We start from the raw sequence: 24,943 nt of genomic DNA, 5'->3' as shown, positions 1-24,943 counted from the left end.
GAGGCTTAAAGAATGGCAGAAAAAGCTAAAATAGCAACAATGTGGCTGGGCGGATGTTCCGGCTGTCACCTATCTATTGCTGACTTACACGAGTCACTCTTAGATGTGTTAGAGCTGGCAGAATTCGAGTTCAGCCCAGTACTCATGGATGTAAAGTACGACGAAGTTCCAGACGACATCGACGTTTTAATAGTAGAAGGTGGAATCCGTAACGAAGAAAACCGTGAACTTGCTGAAATGTTAAGGGAAAAAGCAAAATTCGTTATATCATACGGTACATGTGCTGCTTACGGAGGAATTCCAGGACTTGGAAACCTTTCCACAACTGAAGAACTCATAGAAGAAGCTTACATAAACTCACCAAGTACATACAACGATGAAGGAGTAATCCCTTCAGAAGATGTGCCACACCTTGAAAGCAGGGTAAGACCACTTGCAGAAGCAATAGACGTGGATTTAACTTTACCAGGATGCCCACCAAGGTCAGATGTAGTAGCTGAAATAGTTTTAGCACTACTCAAAGGTGAAGAAATATCAATACCAACAACAAACCTTTGTGAAGTATGTCCAAGAGAAAAGCCACCAGAAGGAATGGCTATGGACAAAATAGTAAGGCAGTTCGAACTGGGTAAACCAGAAGAAGAACTTTGTCTCGTACCACAGGGACTGGTATGTATGGGACCTGCAACAATGTCATTATGCGGAGCAGAATGTCCTTCAATAGGTATCCCGTGCAGAGGATGCTACGGACCAACCGGAAAAGTCATTGATCAGGGCGCAAAAATGATAAGTGCTATAGGGTCTGACTTTGGTGTTGAAGAAGACAAAACCGTTGACCCAGAAGAAGTTGCAAACGAGTTAGATGATATAGTAGGTACATTCTATACATTCACACTCCCAGCTGCATTAATACCAATGAAGATGCAAAAGGAGGGAAAATAAATGGTTAAATTAACAATGGAACCTGTGACAAGGATTGAAGGTCACGCAAAAATCACAGTACAGCTCGACGATGCAGGAAACGTTGAAGAAACCAGACTCCACGTTATGGAATTCCGTGGATTCGAAAAATTCCTGCAGGGAAGACCAGTAGAAGAAGCACCAAGGATCGTACCAAGGATATGTGGTATCTGTGACGTACAGCACCACCTTGCAGCTGCAAAAGCAGCAGATCAGTGTTACGGCTTTAAAGATGATGAAATCTTACCAGCTGCATACAAAATGAGGGAACTGATGAACTGGGGTTCATTCATGCACTCCCACGCACTCAGCTTCTACTTCCTATCCGCACCTGACTTCATAGCAGGAAAGGATCACAAAACAAGGAACGTCTTCCAGATCATAAAAGACGCACCTGAACTTGCCTTACAGGCAATAGAACTCAGGAGAAACGCTTTAGACATAGTCAAAGCAGTCGGTGGAAGGCCAATTCACCCAACATCCTCAACACCTGGTGGTATCTCCACAGAACTCGATGAAGAAACCCAGGCAGACCTCCTCAAAAAGGCACAGAGGAACGTTGAACTGGCTGAAGCAACACTCGAAACAGCAAAACCAATTTTCCAGGAAAACATAGACCTTGTTAAAGACTTAGGTTACGTTGAAACATACCACTGCGGTCTCGTTAACAACGGTGTATGGGACGTCTACAACGGTGACGTTAGGATGAAGGACAAAGAGGGTAATCTTTACGCTGAATTCGGAAGCGAAAAATACCTCGACTACATGGCAGAACATGTTAAACCATACTCCTGGCTCAAATTCCCATACATAAAAGACTTAGGATACCCAGAAGGTGTCTACAGGGTTGCTCCATTATCAAGGCTCAACGTTGCAGACAAAATGCCAACACCAAAGGCAAACGACTACCTGAAAGAATTCAGGGACAACTTCGGATACGCACAGGAACCATTACTGTTCCACTGGGCAAGACTCATAGAACTTGTTGCAGCTGCAGAATGTGCTGCTGACGCATTAGAAGGAGATCTATCCGGACAGAAATTCCCAGATGCAATCGAAAGACAGGCTGGTGAAGGTGTAGGTATAGTGGAAGCAGCAAGGGGAACATTAACCCACCACTACCAGACCGATGAGAATGGATTAATAACCAAAGCAAACATAGTTGTCGCAACAATCCAGAACAACCCTGCAATGGAAATGGGTATTCAGAAAGTTGCAAAAGACTACATAAAACCAGGAGTAGAGGTAGACGACAAAATCTTCAACTTAATGGAGATGGTGATAAGGGCATACGACCCATGTCTATCCTGCGCAACTCACACAATCGACACACAGATGAGACTCGCAACAGTAGAAGTATACGACAGTGAGGGACACCTCATTAATAAAATCTAACCGCTCAAGGTGAGAAAAAAATGATAGTAGTCAACAAAGAAGACTGCATCAGATGCGGTGCATGTCAAGGCACATGTCCAACAGCAGCCATAGCAGTGTCACCTGAAGACGTGGCTTACTGCAACGTCTGTGGTGACGAACCAAAATGTGTGGATATCTGCCCAACCGGTGCACTGAAAACTGACGAACTTGCAGTTGATGAGAGCGGTACAACCCAAACCCGTATAGTGTTTAACCCAAATTTGTGCAACGAATGTGGGGACTGTGTGGATGTTTGTCCACCAAAAACACTCAAACTCGAAGAAGGGGAAAAAGTACCACTCGAAGGATACTGTGTCATGTGCCAGCAGTGTGCTGACATCTGTCCAGTTGAAGTCATAGGAATTGAAGGCGTTAAAGAGCCTAAAACTGTGGATTTGGAACTTGAAGGACCTATAGACATCATAGACTGTGTTGGATGTGGAATGTGTGTTGAAGAATGTCCAGTTGATGCAATAACTCTCCCAGAAATTGGAGAAAGTATTTCCATAGATGAGGAAACCTGTATAAAATGTGGTGTATGTGCACAGACCTGCCCATGGAATGCAGTTTACATCTCAGCTAAAAAGCCAGTTAAACGTGCAAAGGAAATGCTCAAATTTGAAGTGGACGATGACACCTGTATAGGTTGCAACGTATGTGTTGAAGCATGTCCAGGAGACTTCATAATACCAAAAACAGCTTCATTATCAGTGGAGCTCCCAGAAGTCTGTACAGCATGTGGGCTGTGTGAAAAATTGTGTCCTGTGGATGCAATAGACCTTGAAGTTGAACTCGGACCAGCAAAACCTGCTTCTGAAGAAGGACTTGTATGGGACGAGAGCAAATGTGACTTCATAGGTGCATGTGCAAACACCTGTCCAAACGATGCAATGAGGGTCGTTACCAAAACAGGAATGGAGGTTCCATCCCAGACCAAGGTCGATGCAGAACCATCATTTGCTATGTGTACCAGATGCGGTGCATGTACAACTGCATGTCCTGAAGGAGCACTCTCAATTTCCACAATCGATAAAGTCGTTGATGGAGAAACAGTTAAAAGGAACAGAATAGAGTACAGCCCTGACAAGTGTACCCAATGTGGTGACTGTGTTGAGGCTTGCCCATACAGCATGCTCAAACTCACAGAAGATGAAAAAGTACCTCTCAAAGGTTTCTGCATACTCTGTGACCAGTGCATACCTGCATGTCCTAAAAACGCATTATCCATTAAATAGACACGGTTTAAAAGGTGGAACATTCCACCAAAAACCTTTTTTTATTTTTAAAAGAGAATCATGTAAAGAATTGAATTTATTGGATTATTTTGCTTTTAAAATTTTATAAAACTTCAATAAATTGTTCTCATTTTTTACGTATTAATTTCAAAAAACACTCTTTTATTAAATTAGTTTTATAACTCTTTTTTTTCGAAGATATAAGGATTATAATCCTGGAATAACATAAAATAACGAATAAAAGCAACTTAAATCAATTAAATAATAATCATTTATAAATTAAATTTTAAAATTAATCTTCTTTATAAGATTTATATTAACTTTAGATAATATTTGATGTTTTGTAGATGAATCCATTGGTTCATAGAAGATATTTCAAAAAAATAATAAATATTAAATCAGTTCCACATATATCCCGTGCTTGTCAAGGTCTATCTCAACGATTTTGCCTTCAATGTCTTTTATTTGATTCAGAACATCCGCAAGGTGTATCTTTTTCCCTTCAATCTTTATGTGGAGCACGTCTTCCATGATCTTTTCGCCTTTTGTGCTGTAAACTGTTGATTCACACATCTTATCACCTTAATTTAGTTTTATGTTCTCAAGACCGATATAATTTTTCCGAAATATTAACCTTATTTTTTTTTAATTTATTCTTATATTTGGTTTAATTTTTTATGATTAATTAAAATTTAATATTTAGAGAGTCTTGTCTTAGCTTAATTGGTTTTTTGTGGCTTAAAGAACAAATGAATAATTTTAAATATAAAAATGTAAAAATAATAACTGTTTTAAATTAATCTACAATTACATTGAAGTAAAAAGTTCATTCACAGACTTCAGATAAAAATTTAACATAAAGGAACTGTTATAAAATGAATTTAACACTCAAAAAGAAATTAAAACTTTTCATATAATACGGGGGTTCTATGAAAACTAAATTACTGCTGTTTACAGTTTTTTTACTGATAATTACCCTTTGTGGGACAGCATCAGCTGCAGATACTTCAAATATTACTTTTAATTCAAGTACTAATTTAACTAATTCTAATTCGAATGTTAATGCTTCAAATCAATCTAACATAGTTTTATCAGGTAATGTAACTCGCTGTGATAATGGATTGCCATTCAGCGGAGTCACAATAAGTGTCAATTCTTTAAATGGTAGTTTTGTTGGAAGCACAACCACAGATGCTGTTGGATTTTACTCAATGAACTTTTCAAGTGATGAAAGGAACTTCATGGTCACAGCAAGCCACACAGGACACGTACCTGAAACAAAATATGTGGATGCGACAACCTGCACAAATAATTCAGGAAATCTTGTAGGTTTTGCGAACTTCAAACTTGGGCCAATACCAGTTTCAACGGTCACAGCACCAAATTCCTCCTTTATAAATGAAAGTTTTAACTTTCAGGTGAGCTTCAAGGATGGTGGAGATGTTACAGGTTACGGACCTTACATTGAACTCATAACGCCTGAGGGTGTAACCCTAAACCCATCAAGTGTAACATACCTTGGATCGAAGGTGACTGTTACAGATAATGGTATATTCCCAGCATCGGGAACATTGATCGATGCCCTCACTGGACTGTCTGTCACAGGAACTCCAGGTTCACACCTCTGGATAATCCAGTACCCCCTTGGAAGTTTCACAACCCAGGAACCTGAAGCAGTGCTCAACCTCACTGCAACGGTAGATGGAAATGCAACACTTGGTCTTCCACTGAATATCACAGCATATCCAGTTTTTCGTTACGGTGCAACACCAACTGGAACCACACCACTTCGGGGTGTAAGTTCAACAACACCTGTAACACCAACGGTTATAAAACTCACAAAGACCAGTGATGCCCATGAGCAGGAGACAGCCACTGGATCCAACTACCCTGTGACCTACACCTTAACAGTTGATGTTGCAAATGGACAGACAGTTAACAACGTAACCCTGATTGATTATATTCCTGGAAATCTTCAGTTCGTTAAGGTAGTTGATCCAGCAGGTGGAACAGTGATCCAGCAGCCATCAACAACCACCCCTGGTGGAAAACTCATAATCAACTTTGGATCCATAACTGGAGTGCTTGGCTCAGATAGGGTGGTGAAGTACACAGTCTTTGCACCAGAATTCAACAACACCGCGGGGTATGTACTTGACCCATCAACAGGTGCCACAACCAATGCAACCAACAACGCAACTGTCAATGGAACCTACCTCTCAAACCCCGTTTCATCAAGTGACAGTTACACTCTGAACCTGAAATCACTTGCAGTGCAGAAGGGAGTTTCAGATACAACGAATTCAACAAACCACAAACCCCTTGACATTCTGAAGTACACTGTGAACTTCCAGGTATCAGACTTCTTCTCACTCAAGGAGCTTGTGATAATGGATACTATGGGGGATGGTCAGACATTCCTTAATGATGCAGCACACACACCAACCCTAACATTACACCTTCCAAGTGGAACATACAACCTGAACTTCAACCCTCTTGATTCATCAGTTTTCCAGATGATCCACAACAGCACAACTGGTGAAACCTATTTAGTGTTCAATGTATCTCAATTGTTAATAAACAATGGGTTGAGTGGTGTGCTGGAGGGAGTTAACTACACTGGAGTTAACAATGGAGCCACAGAGGGTTCAATTAACTTCTGGTCCCAGATCAATGTGAACTATGAGAACCCTAACCATCCTGTGGTTTCCAACGATTACATAAAAAATTCAGTGACAGATTCTGCAAAACTTACTGAAAATAACAGTTCTGTATCCGATGGAAGTGGAACCCAAATAAGGATAGTTTCTCCAACGGCATCAAAGTCAATATACAAGATCAACGGTTCAGACCCAGTTAGTGGAAATCCTGTTAAACCTGGAGATACAGTCACATTTTCGCTGGAAGTTTATGTTCCAACAACCAACCTTGAAAATTTCAGCATAACAGATTACTTGCCACTCCCATTTTTAAGGACAGTCGGATTTTCAAATGGTCAGACACCTGTAGCTCAGGGCACTTTACCCTCGGCGGGGCAGTGGTGTTTTGCAAGTGATGACACATTCAGTGCCCTTACAGGAACAATTCCTACACTGGTTGTTGATCCTGTTCAGAACACCTTAACCTTTTTCTATGGAAATGTATACAATGCAACACAGCCAACGAGTTTGGTTCACATTCTCTTTACTGTAACGGCCACTGACGAACCAATGGTCGATTCTCTCTACCTCACTAACCTTATGAACATCAATTACAACAACACATTCCTGGAGACATTCGCAGACAACAAAATTGTTTCACTCACAACACAGGAGCCACATATAACCGTCACAAAAACTGCAAACACAACCACTGCTCAAGGTGGGGACAGCGTAACCTACACGATAAAGATTCAGAATACAGGTCATGCTACTGCATACAACGTTAATGTGTTGGATAATTTCAAGAACCTCTTCTTCCCAAGCTACGTACAGTCAATAACAGGAGTAACTGCAACATATCAAAATGGCCAGTCCATAGATCTCACTGGGTTAGGAGACTTATTTGGAAATGGTTTAAACTTTGGAGCACTTTACCCTATTTATACTGCAAATGATTCAAGTCACATCAACATGAGCACGATAATCATCACTTACACAGCTCTCCTTGGTAACGTCTACCCAAATCAGAGCTTAACTAACACTGTAAATGTAACCAATTATACCTCATCACCCCTGGCCGGAAGCCCTAACTATGTGACGAATCCTGCAGATTACAGTTCAACTGCTACGGTAACAACTTTAAAACCTCAATTCACAAAATCATATCTTGGATCACTTGATGGAATCAGTTCAGGGAACAATTTAACAATAGGAGAAAAAGGAAGGTTCAGACTTGTTGTAACACTTCCTGGAGGGCAGATAACAAATCTAAAAATAGTGGACACACTGCCAAATGGATTAACCTACCTAGGTTACTATTTAAACACAAGTGGACCTGGATACCTGGGATCCTTAGCTCCTCTAAGTTTCACTCAGAGCGGTAATGTGTTAACATTCCTATTTTCAGGAACATCCAACACAACATCAGGTTCCAACAACATATTCTACATAGATCTTGATTTCATCGTTGCAAACAGCACATCAAACCCTGTACATAGTACAAACAACACACAAACCAACAGCGCAACCCTGAGCTGGACAGACCCTGGAAATTCACCGATAACAAGAACTGCTGCAGTTAATGTGGTGGAACCATTACTGAATATTACCAAAACATTCAGTCCAAACCCGGTTCAGGGAGGACAAACCACAACCGTAACCATCACAGTTAAAAATACGGGTAGCTCAACGGCTTACCACACAATTATAACGGATCCTTTAAACGGAACAAACGGCAGTCAAATATTTGATTTAACAAGTGTTTTGGAAGGAACAACAGCTTCTGGATTTAGTTATAACTATTCAAATGGAGTTGTAACATACACTGGTGGGGACATAGCTGCTGGGCAAACAAAAACATTCACATTCACGGTTAAAATTTTACCGGATGTTGTAATTGGACCAAGGTATACCAACACTGCAACAGCAAACTATTATTCACTGCCTTGGAATGGAACGAGTCCTGATCCAAATGGAAGGCAGTACACTAATTCAGGTTCGGCTGTACTTAGAACTGGAAACCCTACAATAGGAAAAAACATCTTAACATCAAGCATACATGGAACAACAGGCAACCTCACTGTTGGAGAATACGTGACATACAGAATACCTGTAACAATGCCAACAGGTGTTTTTAACAACCTTAAAGTCGTGGATACACTTCCAAATGGATTCCAATACACTGGAGTTTACTTCGTTAACACCACCAACTTCAGTGGAGTAATCTCAAATCCAATTGTAACAGTTTCAGGACAATCCATAACTTTCCTGTTTTCAGGCTTAACAAACAGCACAGCATCGAACAACCCATTTTATATAGATCTACAGGCATTGGTTTTAAACCAGACCATTAACAATGCCACAGTTCCAACAAAAACTAACAGGGTGAACCTCACATGGGATGAAAATACAGCAGGAGCATTTACAGCTACAAAAACTGCAACGATCGTTGAACCGAAACTTTCAGTATCCAAATCAGTCACACCAACAACGGTTGACGGCGGTGATAAAATGACTGTAACCCTGAACGTGACCAACAATGGAGGATCACCTGCTTACAATGTAAACTTGACAGATACCTTAAATTCAACACTCTTTGACCTAACCACCTTCAGTTACACTCCAGTAACTGGCTTTAACATATCCTTAATAGGTAACACTGTTAAAATAGTTGCAGGTGATGATACAACAGTTATCAACCCTGGTCAAACCATACAATTCATTTTCACACTCAATGCAATGAAAGATGCACCATCCAATTCATCTTTCATCAACAATGCAACGATCCAGAGTTTCAGGTCGCTACCTCCAAGTTACACTGAAAGTAGGGCCTACCCTGCAGTGAATTCCAACAACGTAATCATAAGTACGGTTGCTCCAAGTGCTTCTAAAACCATAAATTCAACTTCAGAACCAGATTCCACAGGAACAAATGTTATGGTAGGTGAAGTTGTAACTTACCAACTCAATCTAACAGTTCCTGAGGGAAAAACAATTAATGTTAATTTGAATGATGTTTTAAGTTCCAAATTAAAATATCTGGCTGGTTCTGCCCAGATAAAAAGAAGCAATGGAAGTATAACTGCAACTGGATTCAACTTCAGCCAAATAAATGCATTTGAAAATATAGATCCAACAACAACTTCAAATATTGCATTTAACTTGGGAAACATCACTTATACTGGTACTGATGGACTTCAAAACGGTACCCTAACTCTCATATTCAATGCAGTTGTTCTCAACAGTCAGAATCAGAGGGGGGACACCATACCTAACAGTTTAATATTCACGTATCAAAACGCTACCGGCCAGACCAGTTCAAGCACAACCAGTTCTCCTGCTTTAAATGTGGTCGTGCCACAGTTATCCTCATCAAAACAGGTTCTAAATCCAGTTACTCCAGCTTCGGTTGAGGGGGGACAGAACGTGACCTTCAAGGTTCAGGTTCAAAACAACAACACAACCAACGGAGCACCAGCATACAACCTGCAGATCCTGGATCCTTTACTTCCAGACTACACAGGACTTGATTACACCCACCTAATAATCACTCCAAGCAATGCAGGAATTGTTTTCCATGACTTCTCCACTGCCGGAGTTCTTAACATCACAGTTGACAGACTGCTGCCCGGTGAGTATCTGAATATCACCTACAACGCAACAGTCAATCCACAGGTTAAATACGGCGACCAAAATGTTACAAACACGGTTAACTTTACAGGAACAACATTACCTGGAGATCATGGTACTAACAACTCCACACCAGGAAATCCCGGTGCAGATGATGGTAAAAGAACTGGTGATCCACTCCAGGGAGCTATTAACAACTTATACTCAAATGCAACAGCCACCTTAACTGCAAGAAAACCAACGATTTCCAAGGCAATTGTTGGTAGCAGCAATTCACCTGTAGGTGGTTCTGTGCATTACAGGATAACAATAACCCTTCCAGTGGGCGTTACTGATGATATGTATTTAACAGATGTCATGGCTTCTGGAACTTCCTATGTAACTGGAAGTGCAACTCTAACTCCTTCAACAGGAATTTCAACGGAGTTTGCTGTTCCTCAAGTTTCTGGAACTGGCACACTGAACTTCGACTTTGGATGGATCAATGCAACCCAGTCTGGAACTATCTACCTTGATTACTATGGACTTGTTGAGAATGTTCTCTCAAATCAGAATGGAGTTACATTAACAAACACTGCCAACATGTACTTTAAAGACCCTCAAAACCCAGGAAATTACCTGAACGGAGGATCATCAAATGCAACATCCACTGTGGTGGAACCAAACCTTCAGGTAACAAAAACAGCCAGCAAAACAAATCTAAACACGGGAGAACAGTTCACATACACTGTAACTGTAAAACACACAGCAACAAGCACATCAGATGCATACGACGTACAAGTGGTGGACACACTCCCCTATGGATTAACCTACGTGCCTGGCTCAGAGGTTCTGCCACCAACATGGACTTTAACAGTTTCAGGCAGCACTCTGACCTTCACAGCCCCAGTACTGACACTTTCTGAGGGTGATGTAAGTTTCATCTTCAACTGTACCGTGAACAACAACTACAACCTTGCAGGGGGTAACCTTACAAACATTGCAGTTTCAACCTACGCATCAGAACCTTCTGGTAATCCTGACAGAAGAACTGGAACTGATGGACTTGGACCCGGAGTTCTAAATGATTACTACACCACTGGAAACGCTCAAGTGCATGTTTTAGGTGCTGATATTGTTGTTGAGAAGGTTGGACCCTCCAGCGTTAATGCTGGTGAACCACTGAACTACACAGTAATCGTGATAAACAAAGGCCCTGACACGGCTGTAAACGTGGTCTTAAATGACACAATCATGGGTTCATGGTTCAACCGCCTTGTTAATCCACAGTACTCCATTAACGGAGGCTCATGGATCAACGTACCTTCAGGTTCATGGGCACTGAACCTTGGAAACATACTGCCAGGGGCAGAAAACAATGTAACAATAGCTGTAAGATCAATACTTGCCTCTTCAGCACCTGCAGGACAGATAAACAACACAGCAACTGCAACATCAACAACTGCAGATCCTGTTCCAACTGATAACACAAGTACGGCTTTAACAGATGTCGGAATAAATGATTCTCTGGTCATTACAAAAACAGGACCTTCAGGACCTTTAACCGCTGGAAAAGATAACATAACCTACACTTTGACAATACACAACAATGGTCCGTCTGATTCATCACAGCTGACAATAACTGACGATGTTCCAGGGGTGCTTACCAATGTTGAGTACTTCGTTGTAGGATACAGCACATCTTGGATGGAATGGAACAACCCACTGATATGGTTGCAACCTTTAACTGCAGGTCAAGACATTGTAATAGAGATAAGGGGAAACATACTTCCAAATGCTACATCATCCAATGGTAATGAGTTGAACAGCATAGTGGTTACAAACAATGCTAATGTAACCTCTCCAACGGATCCTGCAGGCAGTTCTGACCAATGGAACACCACGGTCGTGGCGCAGGTTGATGTGTTTGTCGAAAAAACAGGAACACCAAACCCTGTTGTTCCAGGAACAAATGTAACATACACCATAAAAGTTGGTAACAGGGGACCTTCAACTGCAGTTGGAGTAACATTGAATGATATTGTTCCATCCGTTATTGTCAATCCAGAATTCAGCCTGGACAATGGAACAACATGGAACCCGTGGACTGGAAACCTTTTACTCGGTAACTTGGAACCAAACCAGAATTTAACAGTACTTCTGAGGGGAACTGAGAATGCAACCAATCATGACAATTTCACAAACACGGCAACAGTTTCATCCCAGACAAACGATCCAAACACTGAAGATAAAACATCTTCCTATGAGATAAGGGTTAAAACAGCAGATATAGAAGTTACAAAGGATGCAAACAACTTGACACCTAACTACAATCAGAACGTGACCTTCACGGTTACAGTGACCAACCACGGCCCTGATGAAGCTACAGGTGTTGTTGTATCTGATCTACTTCCAGATGGACTTAAACTCATATCATACTCTGCTACTCAGGGATTCTACAACTCAACAACAGGTATATGGATGGTTGGAACGCTGGAAAATGGTTTCAACTCAACTTTGACCATAATTGCCCAGGTTGTTAAAACAGGAAACCTGACAAACGTTGCCAACAAAACTGCAGAGAATGAATACGATCCTAATCCTGAAAATAACAACGACTCAAAGACTCTGAACGTACCAGCAGCTGCAACACTTTCAATAACTAAAACAGCCAGCCCAGTAAAACTTCACATACATGAATCTGTGATTTTCACTTTAATAGTGCAGAATCATGGTCCAGACGCAGCTGTTAGTGTTTACGTTGATGATAAACTTCCAAAGGGATTGAAATACCTTTCATCAAGTGCGAATTATGGGTCATACGATCCAAGTACTGGAATATGGACAATTGGGGATCTGCCAAATGGCACAACTGCAGTTTTAACAATGAAATGTGGTGTGGAAGTTTTAGGGCCTTTAGAGAATCATGCACATGTGTACTCAAGTACGTATGATCCTATTCTCCATCCAACTTCAGCTGCAGCAGGAGTCAGTGTAACTCCACAGCCAGTGCCGAATAATCCAGATAAAAATGGAAAAACTGTTCCAATGCAGCCAACAGCCGTACCACTTGCAGCACTTGTGCTTGCTGTGCTCATGATTGTTGGGGGTTTCGGATTTAAAAAGAGGTAAAGGCCGATGTAAAAGAGGTATAAAAGGTTAAAAAAAAGGAAAGGTGTAAAAAAAGTTTAAAATACTTTTTTGCTTTTCCATTTTAACATTATTTTTCTTTATAATGAATTTATAATGAAATGTCTGATAAAAAAATCTTCAGAATCATATAATGTGCTTATGATACGTTATTTTCCATCTATTTTCTATTTTATTGAAAAAAGTTCGAATAATTATATAATTTTAAATTATTCTTTTTGTAAGATTGTTTTTTAAAGAGATAAAAAAAGATAACAAGATAAAATTTATTAAAATAGATTTAAATGTGGATGAACTTTCCCATGTTCTCGAATATTCCTCCTTCATCCATAACCACGTTACCCCTGACCACAGTCATCACAGGCATTCCTTTGACTTTGTATCCTTCAAAAGGGGTGTATTCGGCCTTACTCTGGAAGTTTTCAGGTTCTACAACTCCTTCCTTATTCATATCCACAACAACGAAATCTGCATCCATTCCTTCCTTTAGGAAACCTTTGTTTGGTATATTGAAGATCCTGGCAGGATTCTCTGCAAGCAGCTGTATCAACCGTTCAAATGAGAGTTTTTTCTGATTTATCTGGGTTAAGAGCAGCGGCAGTGCAGTTTCAAGTCCTGGAATTCCTGGAGGTGCGTTCCAAACATCCCTGCCCTTCTCAAGGAGTTCGTGGGGGGCATGATCCGTGCCTACAACATCGATCATGTCAAGGTCTGACACCATGATCTTGTCAGTTTCATCCCTCAGTGGGGGGTTGGTCTTTGCAAACGTACCGAATGCTTCAAAGGATGATGCATCAAGAAGCAGGTGATGGGGTGTTCCTTCACATGTGACAGGGCATCCTGCAAGTTCCGCCCTTTTGATAATTTCAAGGGCCTTTCTGGTGCTGACATGACATATGTGAACAGGAACATTGAAGTGTTCAGCCATGGTAACAGCATTTGAAACTGAAACCTCCTCTGCAAGGGGAGGCCTTGCCCTGGAATAAACCTTTGAATCTAAAACACCCTCAGACTTCAGCCTATCTGTGCAGTGCCCTGTGATACTTCCATCTTCACAGTGAATGGATATCAATGGTTTGAAGTGACACTCGTTGGATTCTTGTTCCTGTGTTAATGAGCTATCCTTAAGTTTGGACACTTCATGAAAAGCCTCCATTAAAAAACCATTGTCAACGAGATCTGCAAATATCTTGAAGGAAGAGGGGCATAATTCAGCGATCTTAGGGATTTCATCCAGGTTTTCAACCCCTGCATGCAGCCCAAAATCCACAACACTCTTTGAACCTGCAATCTGGAGTTTCTCCCTGAACCTCCCTGCAGTGGTGGTCGTGGGGTTTGTGTTGGGCATGTCCAGAACCGTTGTGAAACCTCCTGAAGCAGCAGCACGGCTTCCAGTTTTCCAGTCTTCCTTGTAGGTTAAACCAGGGTCTCTCATGTGCACATGCGCATCTATAAGTCCTGGAAGAAGAATTTTACCCTCAAGATCAATGGTTTCATCACATCTGGCCACTACCTTCCTTATGGACTTTATCTTTCCATTTTCAACCTCTACCGAACAGTTTTCATTTATTCCTGGAATGTTGCAGTTTACAAGAGCAAGATCAGACATTGATACACCTTTAAATTTTTTTATTTTCCTGATTTTAATGGTTCATCCAATTGAATTAAGTTCAATTAAATAAAATTTGATAACATGTACTTCACGATAAATTTTTGATTATGAATTGTATAAAAATATTTGTAACTATATATGAACTTAAAACTATTAAAAAACTTGTAATAAAGAGGTAATTATTTTAATTTATCGATTAACGCGATAAAAAAAGGATTTACTCCTTAAAAAAATTAGAGATCAATTAAGAGATCAATTAATAAAACCGTAACTACAAAGAGGATTCACATGCTTGAAAGGGAAGAATTCGTCAAAAACATCATCTCAAGGGATAAAAAAATCTTCAAGGTGGATCTGGAAACGGAACCCGAATATGGAGAACCAGAGGCTGATGTTAAACGTGAGGTTAAGATAATAGCGGACTTCACTGAGTACTCACCCCTCCACAAGGGCCACAGGCACTGTATGATGGGGGCAAAAAGTCAGGTTCCAGGGGGAATCTTCGTTGCAGTTGTTCCAGGACTTTTCGAGCGCAGTGGCAGGGGTCTTCCCTACATAATGACCCGCCAGGCCCGAGCTGAAGCTGCAGTGGCAGTTGGTGCTGATATTGTGATCGAAGGACCACCAATGGGAATAATGGGCTCAGGACAGTACTCCCTCTGCCTTGCAAAAACCTTCCATGCACTGGATGCAGATCACATACCCCGTGGCTACAAACCCTTTCCCGAATCTGAATCAGAGTTTAGGGAAATCCTGTCGAGGATAAGTGAGGGTCATGGTGTGGCACCCAAACCCTATAAATTCGTGGACATGCAGACAAAGGAAATTTTAATGGAGGGAAAGCTCGATGAGGATAACTACGTTATAGTGTCCCTTTCAAAGTCCCTTAAAAAAATAGGGTTCGACTTCAAGGACAAGTTCCTCTTTATAAAACGTATTGAAGGGGTTAGTGGAACTAAAATAAGGAATGCTGTCCTTTCAGGGCACCTTGATGATGCAGAGGATATGTTACCTCCTGAAACCATTCAAGTACTCAGGAGGGAGATGGATGCTGGAAGGGCACCCCTACATGATATGCGTGATGTTGAGGGCATACTCCATAGGGTGAATGAAAGTTCTCAGGATGAGCTCAGATCCCTTGCACTCATGGATGATAAAACCGCTGATTCTTTAATTGAAAACGGGCCATTTTACGGTCTTGGTGATGTTGAATCTGTAATTTCACAGGGTTTCAGCAGGCACCACCGGCAGCGTGTCTTATCTTCATTGGAGGCGGGTGTTTTTAAGGAGAGTGTACATAACTATATAGACAGATACCCATCTGTAATCCGTATATTAAAATATAAGAATAAAGAAGTTCTAAAAGAATTTCGAAAAAGAATACCGCACAGGAGGCTAGAGATATGCCAGTGAAGAATGGAGAATTTGTAAAATTAGAATACACCGGAAAGGTTCAGGAGACAGGCGAGGTCTTTGACACAACCGATGAAAAGGTGGCAGAAGAAGAAGGAATATTAGTAGAAAATAAATCTTACGGTGCAATACCAATCATTGTAGGTGCAGGACACCTCTTAAAAGGGCTTGACGAGGAACTCATCGACCTGGAAGAGGGCGATGAAAAAACAATAAGCCTCACTCCAGAAGAAGCATTCGGAGAAAGGGACCCAAAACTCGTACAGCTCATACCAATGAAGGAGTTCAAGAAACAGGGAATGAAACCTCAAGTTGGAATGAGCATCTCCTCTGAAGGTGTTACAGGTAAAATAAGGAGCATAAGCGGCGGCCGTGTCAGGGTTGACTTCAACCATGAACTTGCAGGCAAAAGCCTTGAGTACCATGTGAAGGTTGCAGAGATCATAGCAGGAGACGAGGACAAGATCAAAAGCATGATAGAACTCCACTACCCAAACCCAAAGATCGACATTGAGAAGACCGAGGTCACAATCGAGGATGGAGTTGCCAAGATATCCATGGATGAAATGGCAAAATTCGACAACAAACCGTACATGGACATAACCTTCGCCAGATTCAGAATAGCAAGGGATGTATGGGAAAACATAGACACCATCGAGAAAGTTGAATTCGTTGATGTCTTCGAGAAAAAAGCTCCAGAAGAAGAAGCTGAAACTGAAGAAGTCCCTGAAGTTTTAGACAAAGCTGAAGAGTAAACTGGGTGCTTCAACACTCATTAAATGGAATGAAATGGATGTAAAAATTCTTCAGTAGAAAAAAACCATCCATATTCGAACCATTTTACAGTTTTTCTGACAATTTTTCCCAGTTTTTTTGATTAAAATCAGCAAAATCTAAATATCTAACTTTTTTTATTTCAAATCCTAATATTACATACCAAATAATACTGATTATTTTTTATTCTTTCTGTTTTTAAACCGTTCTTTTCTCCCCTCTTTTTCATGGATGCGTTTATTTTTCGCAGTGTTTCTATCAAAGATTTTCTTCAGTAGAAAAATTGAGAGCATTGCAACGAAGGTCAAACCGACTACGTAGTTTTTCAGGTTGAGCATTTTGGAGTTTTCTCCCCCTTTTTTTATTAAAATATATTTTTCAAATATACTTCCAATAAATACTGTTTTAAAATTATTTTAAAAATAGAAAATTGATTTTAAAAATAAAAAAAATGTAAAAAATAGAAGTAGTTGTTTTTAGAAGTTGTTGATTTAAGGCCAGGTCAATATCTTTGGCACTTTGATGTTCTCAGCCCGGTCCCTGACAGCTTCAGGCCAGTTCTCCTTATCAAAGCCCTTCTGTGCAAGGAAACCGAAGACCCATCTGGTTATTCCAATACCTGTACATCCTGTCCAGACCCGATGTTTGTGAGCTTCTTTAATTGAGAATCCCTCCACGAAGTGGGTTCCATGAACGTTTGCAGACACCACAGCCACACCCTTCTTCTGGCCAGGTACTGAGAGTCTCATCTCATATTTTGGAACGTCTGGGAATTCGATTCCACGTTCCTCAACCTTCCTGCCCTCAAGGTAGAATGGGTCGTCACCAACCTCGGTGTACCACTGAAGTTCCAGTTCATCTGCCAGTTTCTGGGATATTTCAACGGTTGCATCCCTTATACTGTCCACCTGTTCAGGTGTTCCAAGCCATACGAGCTCTATTCTCTGGAATTCATGGACACGGTCAAGTCCCTTGGAACCGCCGCCTTCCCATCTGTAGGTCCAGCCGCTTCTGTCGAAGAATTTTATTGGAAGCTCACTTTCATCAACAACCTCGTGGCTCAGGAACTCGTAAAATGGCTCGCACTGGGCTGGGGCTATGACGTAGGATGGATCCTTCAGCCCATCCTTGAGAAGGTCGATTGGAACCTCCTTTTCAATGACCAGTTTGTTCCTGAATTTTTCAAAGAGTTCAGGGTCCCTCTTAGGTGCTGAACAGTAGTACATTCCCTCTGGAAGTCCCTCGAGGTAGCGCATCTTGTTCATCACAGGCAGGGGTATGAGTTTTGGGAACAGGCACTCCATGAATTCCAGGTTGTAAACAACGTTTTCAAGAAGTATGTCCTCAAGTGCATGCTGCAGTGCAGTGATCTCAGGGCCGTAGAACCACTGGCCCTTTGCAGGGAATTTCTTAATCCAGCCACGTTTTACAGCTTCCTCTGTGGTATCTCCCTCAAAGAAGAACTTCTGATCAGGACTCTTTGCAACGATGGTTCCAGGTTCTATCTTGGTCACCTGTTTGGTTAGGATGTCTGAAGGTTTTTCCTCATCTGCTGCCTCATCCACAGTGAATGCTGCAGTTTCAGCTTCAAGGTGCTTCACAACCCTGTCAACCACGTGTTTTCTGAGATCTCCCTCGTTCAGCTCCTCAAACTTAACGATCATTTCTCCATCTTCGAAGCTGGATTCAAGGACGTAGGGCATGTCTCCAACTTCTATTGGGTTTTCAGAGGGTATCTCAATTTTATAATCCTTAACGTTGATCTTACGCACACCTATATGGTATTTACGTCCTAAAAGTTGTGTCAATGGTTTTTTAACACGGAGTATGGCGTCGTGTGCCCTTCCCCTTCTTCCAGATACGATCTTAACCTTCAATGTGTTTCCATTTAAATCCCATTCAACTATCTTTGATGCGTCATCCTTCTGGGATTCTGGAACTCCCTTCTGGAATATCTCGTTGTTCGCATCTTCAATGAAACTTTTAATTTCTTTTGTGGCTTCATCTGCTTCTTTGCTGAATACAATTTCTCCTTTCAATGTAAATTTCATCAATGCCACCTTTTTTTTATTTATACGTGATATTCAATTAAATTTTATTCTCTAAAATTTTAATTCTCTATAAAATATATTAAATCTCACAATTCTTTTTTTATTTTTTTTACAATTAAAAATTCTTTTTTTAGATTTTAAATATTAATATCCATTAATATTTATTTTTTATAATTATTAAAGCGTTATTCGTGCTTAGAGGGTGGTTTTATAGATGCAAATTCTGACATCCTTTCAACCATCATCTCACAAAAGATCAGATCATCTGCTGTTGCAAGCAGAGTTCCAATGGCAGAACTCTTCATATCACAGATAAAACTGTTTTTAACCACATGAGAGTCTATAAATCCAATGTTATCTGGCTGTAGTGCTTTAAAGGCGTTTTCTGCCCCTTCTTCATGGCGGTAATTGAATTTTATTCTGGCTTTCACATTCATGTTTGCATCCCAAACGATCTGATATATTATACATTATCTACTTTCATTGAACGATTTAAAATATTTTCTGTGATTTCCTCTATGGATTTTAAAGCAGGGGATTCTGGATAATCAACAAGTGCCTTACCCTCCATATCTGCCTTAACAACTTCGGGGTCTCTTGGAATGCTTCCAATCACTTCAAGATCCATTTCTTTGAGTTTTTGAACCACAAAATCCTCTTCATCCTTATTCGAAGCCTTGTTTATAACACAGGTCATGTTGTTGATGCCTATGTCTCCTCCAAGTCTTTTTATCCGTTCTGCTGTTTCAAGGGATTTGAGTCCAGGTTCCACAACGATTATCATGATATCCACAGCCTCGGCTGTACGCCTGCCGAGGTGCTCAACACCTGCCTCCATATCCAGCACAACGATCTCATCCTTCTTAAGGATTAAGTTGCGCATAAGTGCTTTTAAAAGTACGGATGCTGGACATACGCATCCCTCTCCTCCCTTATCCACGGTTCCCATTACAAGAAGCTTCAATTTGCCCTCAGAGTCGTAGTTTATTGAGAGGGATTCTGGCAGATCAGATATCTTTGGATTTATCTTAAAAACTTCTCCAAATGATGATCCTGGTTCTGCTCCGGTTCTATCCTTTATAAGTTCCCTCATCTGAGATATTGGGGTTATTTTGTCGTGTATTCCTAGGCTGGATGCAAGGTTCATATCCGGGTCTGCATCGATAGCGAATACTTTATAAGTCCGTGACAATATACATGCCATAGTGCCCGAAAGGGTTGTTTTTCCAACCCCTCCTTTTCCAGTTACTGCAATTTTCATGACGATCACCACCCAGTGCATGGGTTATTCGATGGTTTTTTATATTGTGTGATGGGAGTATATTTGAGGGTAATGTTTATTAAGTTATAGACTTAAATTTCTGACAAAGGAGGATTATTTAATGGTTAGAGCATATACTAGAAAAGATTATATAAGGAAAATTCCAGGTTCAAGGATAGTTCAGTACGACATGGGAAACCTGGCCGGAGAATTTCCTTTAAAAGTGACTCTTGAAGTCAAAGAGCCAGCACATTTATCTCACAACGCACTTGAAGCAGCAAGGATTGCTTCAAACAGGTACATGCAGAGAAAATCTGGTAGGATGGGTTACCACCTTAAGATAAGGGTATACCCACACCACATAGTAAGGGAAAACCCAATGGCAACCGGTGCAGGAGCGGACAGGGTTCAGGACGGTATGAGGAAAGCTTTCGGAAAGGCAGTCAGTTCTGTAGCAATAGTGAAGGCTGACCAGAAGGTCCTGACCATCCGTACAAACAAGAAAAACTTCAAAGATGCAAAAGAAGCACTTAGAAGGGCTGCCATGAAATTCCCAGTTCCATGCAGAGTTGTGGTTGATGAAGGCGCAGAATTAGTTAGATAAACAGTAAAAAAAGAGTGTTAGCATGAAGTATGTCGAATTTTTTGAAGAACTTAGAAAGGAAGATGTCGATGTTGCAGGTGGAAAGGGTGCAAACCTTGGTGAACTAACTCACGCAGGAATACCGGTACCTCCGGGCTTCGTTGTAACGTCAGCCACCTACGATAAATTCATAAAAGAAACAGGGATCTTCGAGGAAATAATGGGCATTCTTGATGCTTTAGACGTCAACAACAACAAAGAACTTCAGGAAGCTTCACGTGTTATTAAAAAAATAATAACAGACACTCCAATGCCTGATGAAATACGGGTAATCATAGTGGAAGCATACAATGCACTGTGCACTCGGATTGGTAAAGAAGATGTCTACGTTGCAGTAAGATCATCTGCAACCGCGGAAGATTTACCTGAAGCATCATTTGCAGGACAGCAGGACACATACCTCAACATCAAAGGTGTGGATGAAGTTGTAAAATTTGTCCAGAAATGTTGGGCATCTCTTTTTGAATCCAGAGCTATTTTTTACAGGGAAGAGAACGATTTCGACCACTCAAAAGTTTACATAGCTGTTGTTATTCAGGAAATGGTTGACGCCGAAAAAGCAGGTGTGATGTTCACAGTCCACCCTTCAACAGGTGAGGACAAAATTCTCATAGAAGGTGCATGGGGACTTGGTGAAGGTGTTGTTTCAGGAACAGTAACTCCAGACAACTGTTGGTACGACAAGAACACTGGTGAAATCCTGGACTACAAGGTCAGTGATAAAAAGACCATGTTCAAACGTGGCCCTGATGGAAGAACTGTGCAGGTTGATGTACCTGAAAACCTACGTGAAAAACGAGTTTTAAGTACCTATGAAATAGCTAAACTTGCAGAACTCGGTAAAAAGATTCAGGAGCACTACCAGTTCCCACAGGACACTGAATGGGCAATAGAAGGAGGTAGGATCTTCATGCTACAATCAAGGCCGGTTACAACCCTTGGAAACAGTCAAGCAGCTGAAGAAGTATCTGAAGAAGTTGAAAGAACCATAATAGCCCGAGGACTTGGAGCAAGCCCTGGAATGGCTTCTGGTGCTGTTAAAATCGTTCGGAACACTGATGAACTTGATAAAATTGAGGAAGGAGATATACTCGTCACAGTTATGACCACACCTGATATGGTGCCTGCAATGAAACGTGCAAACGGTATAATAACAGACGAAGGTGGAGTAACCTGCCACGCAGCAATAGTCTCAAGGGAACTTGGAATACCCTGTGTTGTTGGAACTGGAGACGCCACCAAGATACTCAAAGAAAACTCAATGGTGACCATCGATGGTAAGAAGGGCTTGGTATTTGAGGGAAAACTTAAGGATGAATCCTCTGAAACCCAAGAAACTGCAGCTGCAGCAGCACCAACAGTTGCTCAACCATCATTTTTAACTGTAACTGAGGTTAAGGTTAACGTCAGCATGCCTGAAGCTGCTAAAAAAGCTTCAGAAACAGGAGCAGATGGTGTTGGACTTCTAAGAACAGAGCACATGATGCTCACAACAGGGGTTCACCCTAAAAAGTTCATAAGGGAAGGAAAAGAGGATGAACTCATAAAGGTACTTGTTGAGAACATCTTAAAGGTTGCAGATGCATTCTACCCAAAAACAGTATGGTACAGAACACTGGATGCCCCAACAGATGAATTCCAATCACTTGAAGGTGGAGAGGACGAACCATACGAGCACAACCCAATGCTTGGATGGAGAGGAATACGCAGGGAACTTGACGAACCAGAGATACTCAAAGCAGAATTCAGGGCAATCAAAAAACTCCATGAACAGGGGTACACCAACATTGGAATCATGCTACCACTTGTACAGCACCCAGATGAACTAAGAAAGGCCAAAGAAATAGCAGAATCAGTTGGACTCAAACCACAAAAGGACATTGAATTCGGTATGATGGTGGAAACACCAGCAGCAGCATTAACCATTGAGGACTTCATAGCAGAAGGTATAGACTTCGTAAGCTTTGGAACCAACGACCTCACACAGTACACACTTGCAATCGACCGTAACAACGAAAATGTAGCTGGACTCTACTCTGAAAGACATCCTGCAGTTTTAAAACTCATATCCCGGGTTATTAAGGAATGTAACAAAGCGGGAGTTAAAACCAGTATCTGCGGACAGGCAGGAAGTATGCCTGATATCGTTGAAAAACTCGTTGAACTTGGAATAACCAGCGTATCTGCAAATACAGACGCAGTACCAACTGTAAGAGAAGTAGTTGCTCGTGTCGAGAAAAAACTGCTCTTAAAAGCTGCAAGAAAACTTGTACAGGAATAAATAAACACATTAAATGTGCAAGAGGGGTTTAAATCCCCCAATTCATTTTATTTTTAAATTAATATTTACAATATTTATTTTAACTGAACACTAAATCAACACCAAACAATCTACTTAAATAAGTTAATAGGAAAGATCAGAATACTCATTCATTTTTCAGGGATTGAAATGGAAAACAAGGGAATATCACACGAAGAAGTACTTCAATCGCTCCGGCAATTCAAAAAATTGGACATGACCCACAAATCAGGTAAAATACTGGGTTCAATGTGCACCTGCCCCCATCCAGTTGGAGTTGAAGCCTACAAAATGTTTCTGGAGTCAAACCTTGGAGATCCGGGACTCTTCAAGGGAACCCAGAAAATGGAAGATGAAGTAATAACCATGCTTGGCGAACTCCTTGGAAAAAGGGACGTTTCAGGCCACATCATCACAGGTGGAACAGAGGCTAATATCATGGCAATGAGAGCTGCAAGAAACTCTGCTCAGCACAAGAGACATATTGATGAACCTGAAATAATCGTTCCAAAATCTGCCCACTTCTCCTTTAAGAAGGCAGCCGACATGCTCTGTCTGAATCTCCATGAGGCAGAGCTGGATGATGACTATCGTATGAAGATGGATTCAGTTAGGGAGCTCATTACAGAAAATACAGTTGCAGTTGTTGGGGTTGCAGGAACAACTGAACTGGGTAAGATAGATCCAATAGCAGAACTATCAGAGCTTTGTCTTGAAAGAGACATTTATCTGCATGTTGATGCAGCATTTGGAGGATTTTCGATACCATTCCTCAAGGAAGCAGGGCATGATTTTCCTGAATTTGATTTTGGACTGGAAGGCGTTTGTTCAATAACCATAGATCCTCATAAAATGGGACTTGCACCAATACCTACAGGAGGAATTCTATTCCGGGAAAAGAAGTACCTTGAAGCCATGAGTGTTAAAACACCATACCTCACAAAGGATAGACAGGCCACCATCGTTGGTACAAGGACAGGAGCATCCACTGCAGCAACATGGGCCCTCATGAAATACATGGGAAGAGAGGGTTACACACATGTTGCAGAGCGTTGCATGGAAGTTACAAGTATCCTTGCACAGGGAATCGAAGAATCAGACTTCAAACTGGTTACACAACCTCAACTTAACGTGGTTGCCTTCACATCCGATGAAATGTCACCCGATGAGATTTCATCAAAACTCAAGGATAAAGGTTGGGCTGTTTCCATAGCATCCTACCCAAGGGCCGTCAGGATCATAGTCATGCCCCACGTGAAGGAGGAACACGTTGAAACATTCCTCAAGGATCTGAACGAGCTGGAATGATGAATATACAGGAACTCCTATGGTTAACGAGATTTGAGGTTTATCACCATGAATGATGATAAATGGTCTATAAAGAAGATCCAAACTCCAATAACATCTGAAACAATTCAGAACCTTAGAATAGGGGATAAAATAGAAATTTATGGTACAATATTCACTGGACGTGATGCTGCCCTTCCAAAACTCGTTGAATCCATAAAAAATGGTGAGAATCTCCTTGATATTGAGGGTGCAGTTTTCATGCACACTGCAATGAGTCCTGCAGGAATATCACCCACAACCAGCAACAAGGAAGAGATAGAAGAGAGCATACCTTTTTTATCCAGCAGGGGTGTTAAAATGCACATTGGAAAGGGTGCGTTAAGTCCTGAAACTGTTGAATCACTTGAGAAGTATGGATCCGTTTTCGTTGTAACTCCACCTGCAGCAGCACTTTTAACGAGTCGGTTGATCTCATCTGAGGTTGTGGCATTCCCTGAAGAGGGTATGGAAGCTATTCACCGCTTGAAGGTTGATGGAATCCCGGGCATAGTTGCTTCAGCCCATGGTGAATCAGTTTACTGACTTAATACT

At 41.1% G+C, this 24,943-nt stretch carries 16 protein-coding genes; 10 read left to right on the top strand and 6 right to left on the bottom strand.

Annotated features, from left to right (window positions below; genetic code table 11):
- Window positions 1–12: 12 nt before the first annotated feature.
- From MCBB_RS09685 to MCBB_RS09675, 3 genes are read left to right on the top strand one after another with little or no spacing between them, the layout of a single operon-like run.
- Window positions 13–942 carry an NADH-quinone oxidoreductase subunit B family protein gene (locus MCBB_RS09685; RefSeq protein WP_071907568.1) on the top strand — a complete coding sequence of 310 codons (930 nt, stop codon included), beginning with the start codon at window positions 13–15 and terminating at the stop codon, window positions 940–942.
- Window positions 943–2,355 (top strand): F420-non-reducing hydrogenase subunit MvhA, encoded by a 1,413-nt coding sequence (mvhA, locus tag MCBB_RS09680; protein WP_071907567.1) that lies wholly within the window; start codon window positions 943–945, stop codon window positions 2,353–2,355. It abuts the gene before it with no gap.
- A gap of 20 nt (window positions 2,356–2,375) precedes the next feature.
- Window positions 2,376–3,611 (top strand): 4Fe-4S binding protein, encoded by a 1,236-nt coding sequence (locus MCBB_RS09675; RefSeq protein ID WP_071907566.1) that lies wholly within the window; start codon window positions 2,376–2,378, stop codon window positions 3,609–3,611.
- Between the two features lie 393 nt (window positions 3,612–4,004).
- On the opposite strand, the gene MCBB_RS09670 is transcribed toward MCBB_RS09675, so the two are convergent.
- On the bottom strand, window positions 4,005–4,184 hold the full coding sequence (locus MCBB_RS09670; protein WP_071907565.1) for a CooT family nickel-binding protein: 180 nt from the start codon (window positions 4,182–4,184) through the stop codon (window positions 4,005–4,007).
- Window positions 4,185–4,540: 356 nt separating this feature from the next.
- Between MCBB_RS09670 and MCBB_RS09665 the strand changes: the two genes are divergently transcribed.
- Entirely contained in the window at window positions 4,541–12,991 is an 8,451-nt protein-coding gene (locus MCBB_RS09665; protein ID WP_084789945.1) for a DUF11 domain-containing protein, read from the top strand.
- Window positions 12,992–13,289: 298 nt separating this feature from the next.
- Here the strand turns inward: MCBB_RS09665 and MCBB_RS09660 are convergent, their stop codons facing one another.
- Complete coding sequence (locus tag MCBB_RS09660) at window positions 13,290–14,618, bottom strand: dihydroorotase (RefSeq protein WP_071907563.1); 1,329 nt, start codon at window positions 14,616–14,618, stop codon at window positions 13,290–13,292.
- A 291-nt stretch (window positions 14,619–14,909) separates the two neighbouring features.
- On the opposite strand from MCBB_RS09660, the gene MCBB_RS09655 reads away from it, so the two are divergent.
- Window positions 14,910–16,034, top strand: coding sequence for a nucleotidyltransferase family protein (locus MCBB_RS09655; protein WP_071907562.1), 1,125 nt, complete (start codon window positions 14,910–14,912; stop codon window positions 16,032–16,034).
- Window positions 16,025–16,789, top strand: coding sequence for a peptidylprolyl isomerase (locus MCBB_RS09650; RefSeq protein WP_071907561.1), 765 nt, complete (start codon window positions 16,025–16,027; stop codon window positions 16,787–16,789). Before MCBB_RS09655 ends, MCBB_RS09650 begins: the two co-directional genes overlap by 10 nt.
- Before the next feature lie 195 nt (window positions 16,790–16,984).
- Here the strand turns inward: MCBB_RS09650 and MCBB_RS12170 are convergent, their stop codons facing one another.
- The 4 genes from MCBB_RS12170 to MCBB_RS09635 form a co-directional block, all read right to left on the bottom strand.
- Window positions 16,985–17,146: a hypothetical protein gene (locus MCBB_RS12170; protein ID WP_171899128.1), complete on the bottom strand. Its 162-nt coding sequence runs from the start codon at window positions 17,144–17,146 to the stop codon at window positions 16,985–16,987.
- 153 nt (window positions 17,147–17,299) lie between these two features.
- Window positions 17,300–18,859 carry a serine--tRNA ligase gene (gene serS / locus MCBB_RS09645; protein WP_071907560.1) on the bottom strand — a complete coding sequence of 520 codons (1,560 nt, stop codon included), beginning with the start codon at window positions 18,857–18,859 and terminating at the stop codon, window positions 17,300–17,302.
- Between the two features lie 185 nt (window positions 18,860–19,044).
- Window positions 19,045–19,296, bottom strand: coding sequence for a KEOPS complex subunit Pcc1 (locus MCBB_RS09640; protein WP_071907559.1), 252 nt, complete (start codon window positions 19,294–19,296; stop codon window positions 19,045–19,047).
- A 26-nt stretch (window positions 19,297–19,322) separates the two neighbouring features.
- Window positions 19,323–20,120, bottom strand: coding sequence for an ATP-binding protein (locus MCBB_RS09635; RefSeq protein WP_071907558.1), 798 nt, complete (start codon window positions 20,118–20,120; stop codon window positions 19,323–19,325).
- 121 nt (window positions 20,121–20,241) lie between these two features.
- Here MCBB_RS09635 and rplJ point away from each other — a divergent pair, with 121 nt between their 5' ends.
- The 4 genes from rplJ to MCBB_RS09615 all read left to right on the top strand — a co-directional run bounded on the left by rplJ (window position 20,242) and on the right by MCBB_RS09615 (window position 24,934).
- Window positions 20,242–20,724, top strand: coding sequence for a 50S ribosomal protein L16 (gene rplJ / locus MCBB_RS09630; protein ID WP_071907557.1), 483 nt, complete (start codon window positions 20,242–20,244; stop codon window positions 20,722–20,724).
- A gap of 22 nt (window positions 20,725–20,746) precedes the next feature.
- Window positions 20,747–23,044, top strand: a complete 2,298-nt coding sequence (ppsA, locus tag MCBB_RS09625; RefSeq protein ID WP_071907556.1) for a phosphoenolpyruvate synthase — start codon at window positions 20,747–20,749, stop codon at window positions 23,042–23,044.
- 168 nt (window positions 23,045–23,212) lie between these two features.
- Window positions 23,213–24,370 (top strand): tyrosine decarboxylase MfnA, encoded by a 1,158-nt coding sequence (mfnA, locus tag MCBB_RS09620; RefSeq protein ID WP_071907555.1) that lies wholly within the window; start codon window positions 23,213–23,215, stop codon window positions 24,368–24,370.
- A gap of 69 nt (window positions 24,371–24,439) precedes the next feature.
- Window positions 24,440–24,934, top strand: a complete 495-nt coding sequence (locus tag MCBB_RS09615) for a fumarate hydratase C-terminal domain-containing protein (RefSeq protein ID WP_071908073.1) — start codon at window positions 24,440–24,442, stop codon at window positions 24,932–24,934.
- The last annotated feature ends 9 nt before the right edge of the window (window positions 24,935–24,943 follow it).

It is taken from the genome of Methanobacterium congolense, from assembly GCF_900095295.1.
Taxonomy (GTDB): domain Archaea; phylum Methanobacteriota; class Methanobacteria; order Methanobacteriales; family Methanobacteriaceae; genus Methanobacterium_C; species Methanobacterium_C congolense.
The sequence above is the reverse complement of the archived record's forward strand: the minus strand, read 5'-3'. Positions and strand labels throughout refer to the sequence as shown.

Bases quoted from the DNA above. Each gene is read 5' to 3' on its own strand.
- MCBB_RS09650 (WP_071907561.1), top strand. From the start codon at position 16,025: ATGCCAGTGAAGAATGGAGAATTTGTAAAATTAGAATACACCGGAAAG.
- MCBB_RS09660 (WP_071907563.1), bottom strand. From the start codon at position 14,618: ATGTCTGATCTTGCTCTTGTAAACTGCAACATTCCAGGAATAAATGAA.
- MCBB_RS09655 (WP_071907562.1), top strand. From the start codon at position 14,910: ATGCTTGAAAGGGAAGAATTCGTCAAAAACATCATCTCAAGGGATAAA.
- MCBB_RS09635 (WP_071907558.1), bottom strand. From the start codon at position 20,120: ATGAAAATTGCAGTAACTGGAAAAGGAGGGGTTGGAAAAACAACCCTT.
- rplJ (WP_071907557.1), top strand. From the start codon at position 20,242: ATGGTTAGAGCATATACTAGAAAAGATTATATAAGGAAAATTCCAGGT.
- mvhA (WP_071907567.1), top strand. From the start codon at position 943: ATGGTTAAATTAACAATGGAACCTGTGACAAGGATTGAAGGTCACGCA.
- ppsA (WP_071907556.1), top strand. From the start codon at position 20,747: ATGAAGTATGTCGAATTTTTTGAAGAACTTAGAAAGGAAGATGTCGAT.
- mfnA (WP_071907555.1), top strand. From the start codon at position 23,213: ATGGAAAACAAGGGAATATCACACGAAGAAGTACTTCAATCGCTCCGG.
- serS (WP_071907560.1), bottom strand. From the start codon at position 18,859: ATGAAATTTACATTGAAAGGAGAAATTGTATTCAGCAAAGAAGCAGAT.
- MCBB_RS09685 (WP_071907568.1), top strand. From the start codon at position 13: ATGGCAGAAAAAGCTAAAATAGCAACAATGTGGCTGGGCGGATGTTCC.
- MCBB_RS09675 (WP_071907566.1), top strand. From the start codon at position 2,376: ATGATAGTAGTCAACAAAGAAGACTGCATCAGATGCGGTGCATGTCAA.
- MCBB_RS09640 (WP_071907559.1), bottom strand. From the start codon at position 19,296: ATGAATGTGAAAGCCAGAATAAAATTCAATTACCGCCATGAAGAAGGG.
- MCBB_RS09665 (WP_084789945.1), top strand. From the start codon at position 4,541: ATGAAAACTAAATTACTGCTGTTTACAGTTTTTTTACTGATAATTACC.
- MCBB_RS12170 (WP_171899128.1), bottom strand. From the start codon at position 17,146: ATGCTCAACCTGAAAAACTACGTAGTCGGTTTGACCTTCGTTGCAATG.
- MCBB_RS09670 (WP_071907565.1), bottom strand. From the start codon at position 4,184: ATGTGTGAATCAACAGTTTACAGCACAAAAGGCGAAAAGATCATGGAA.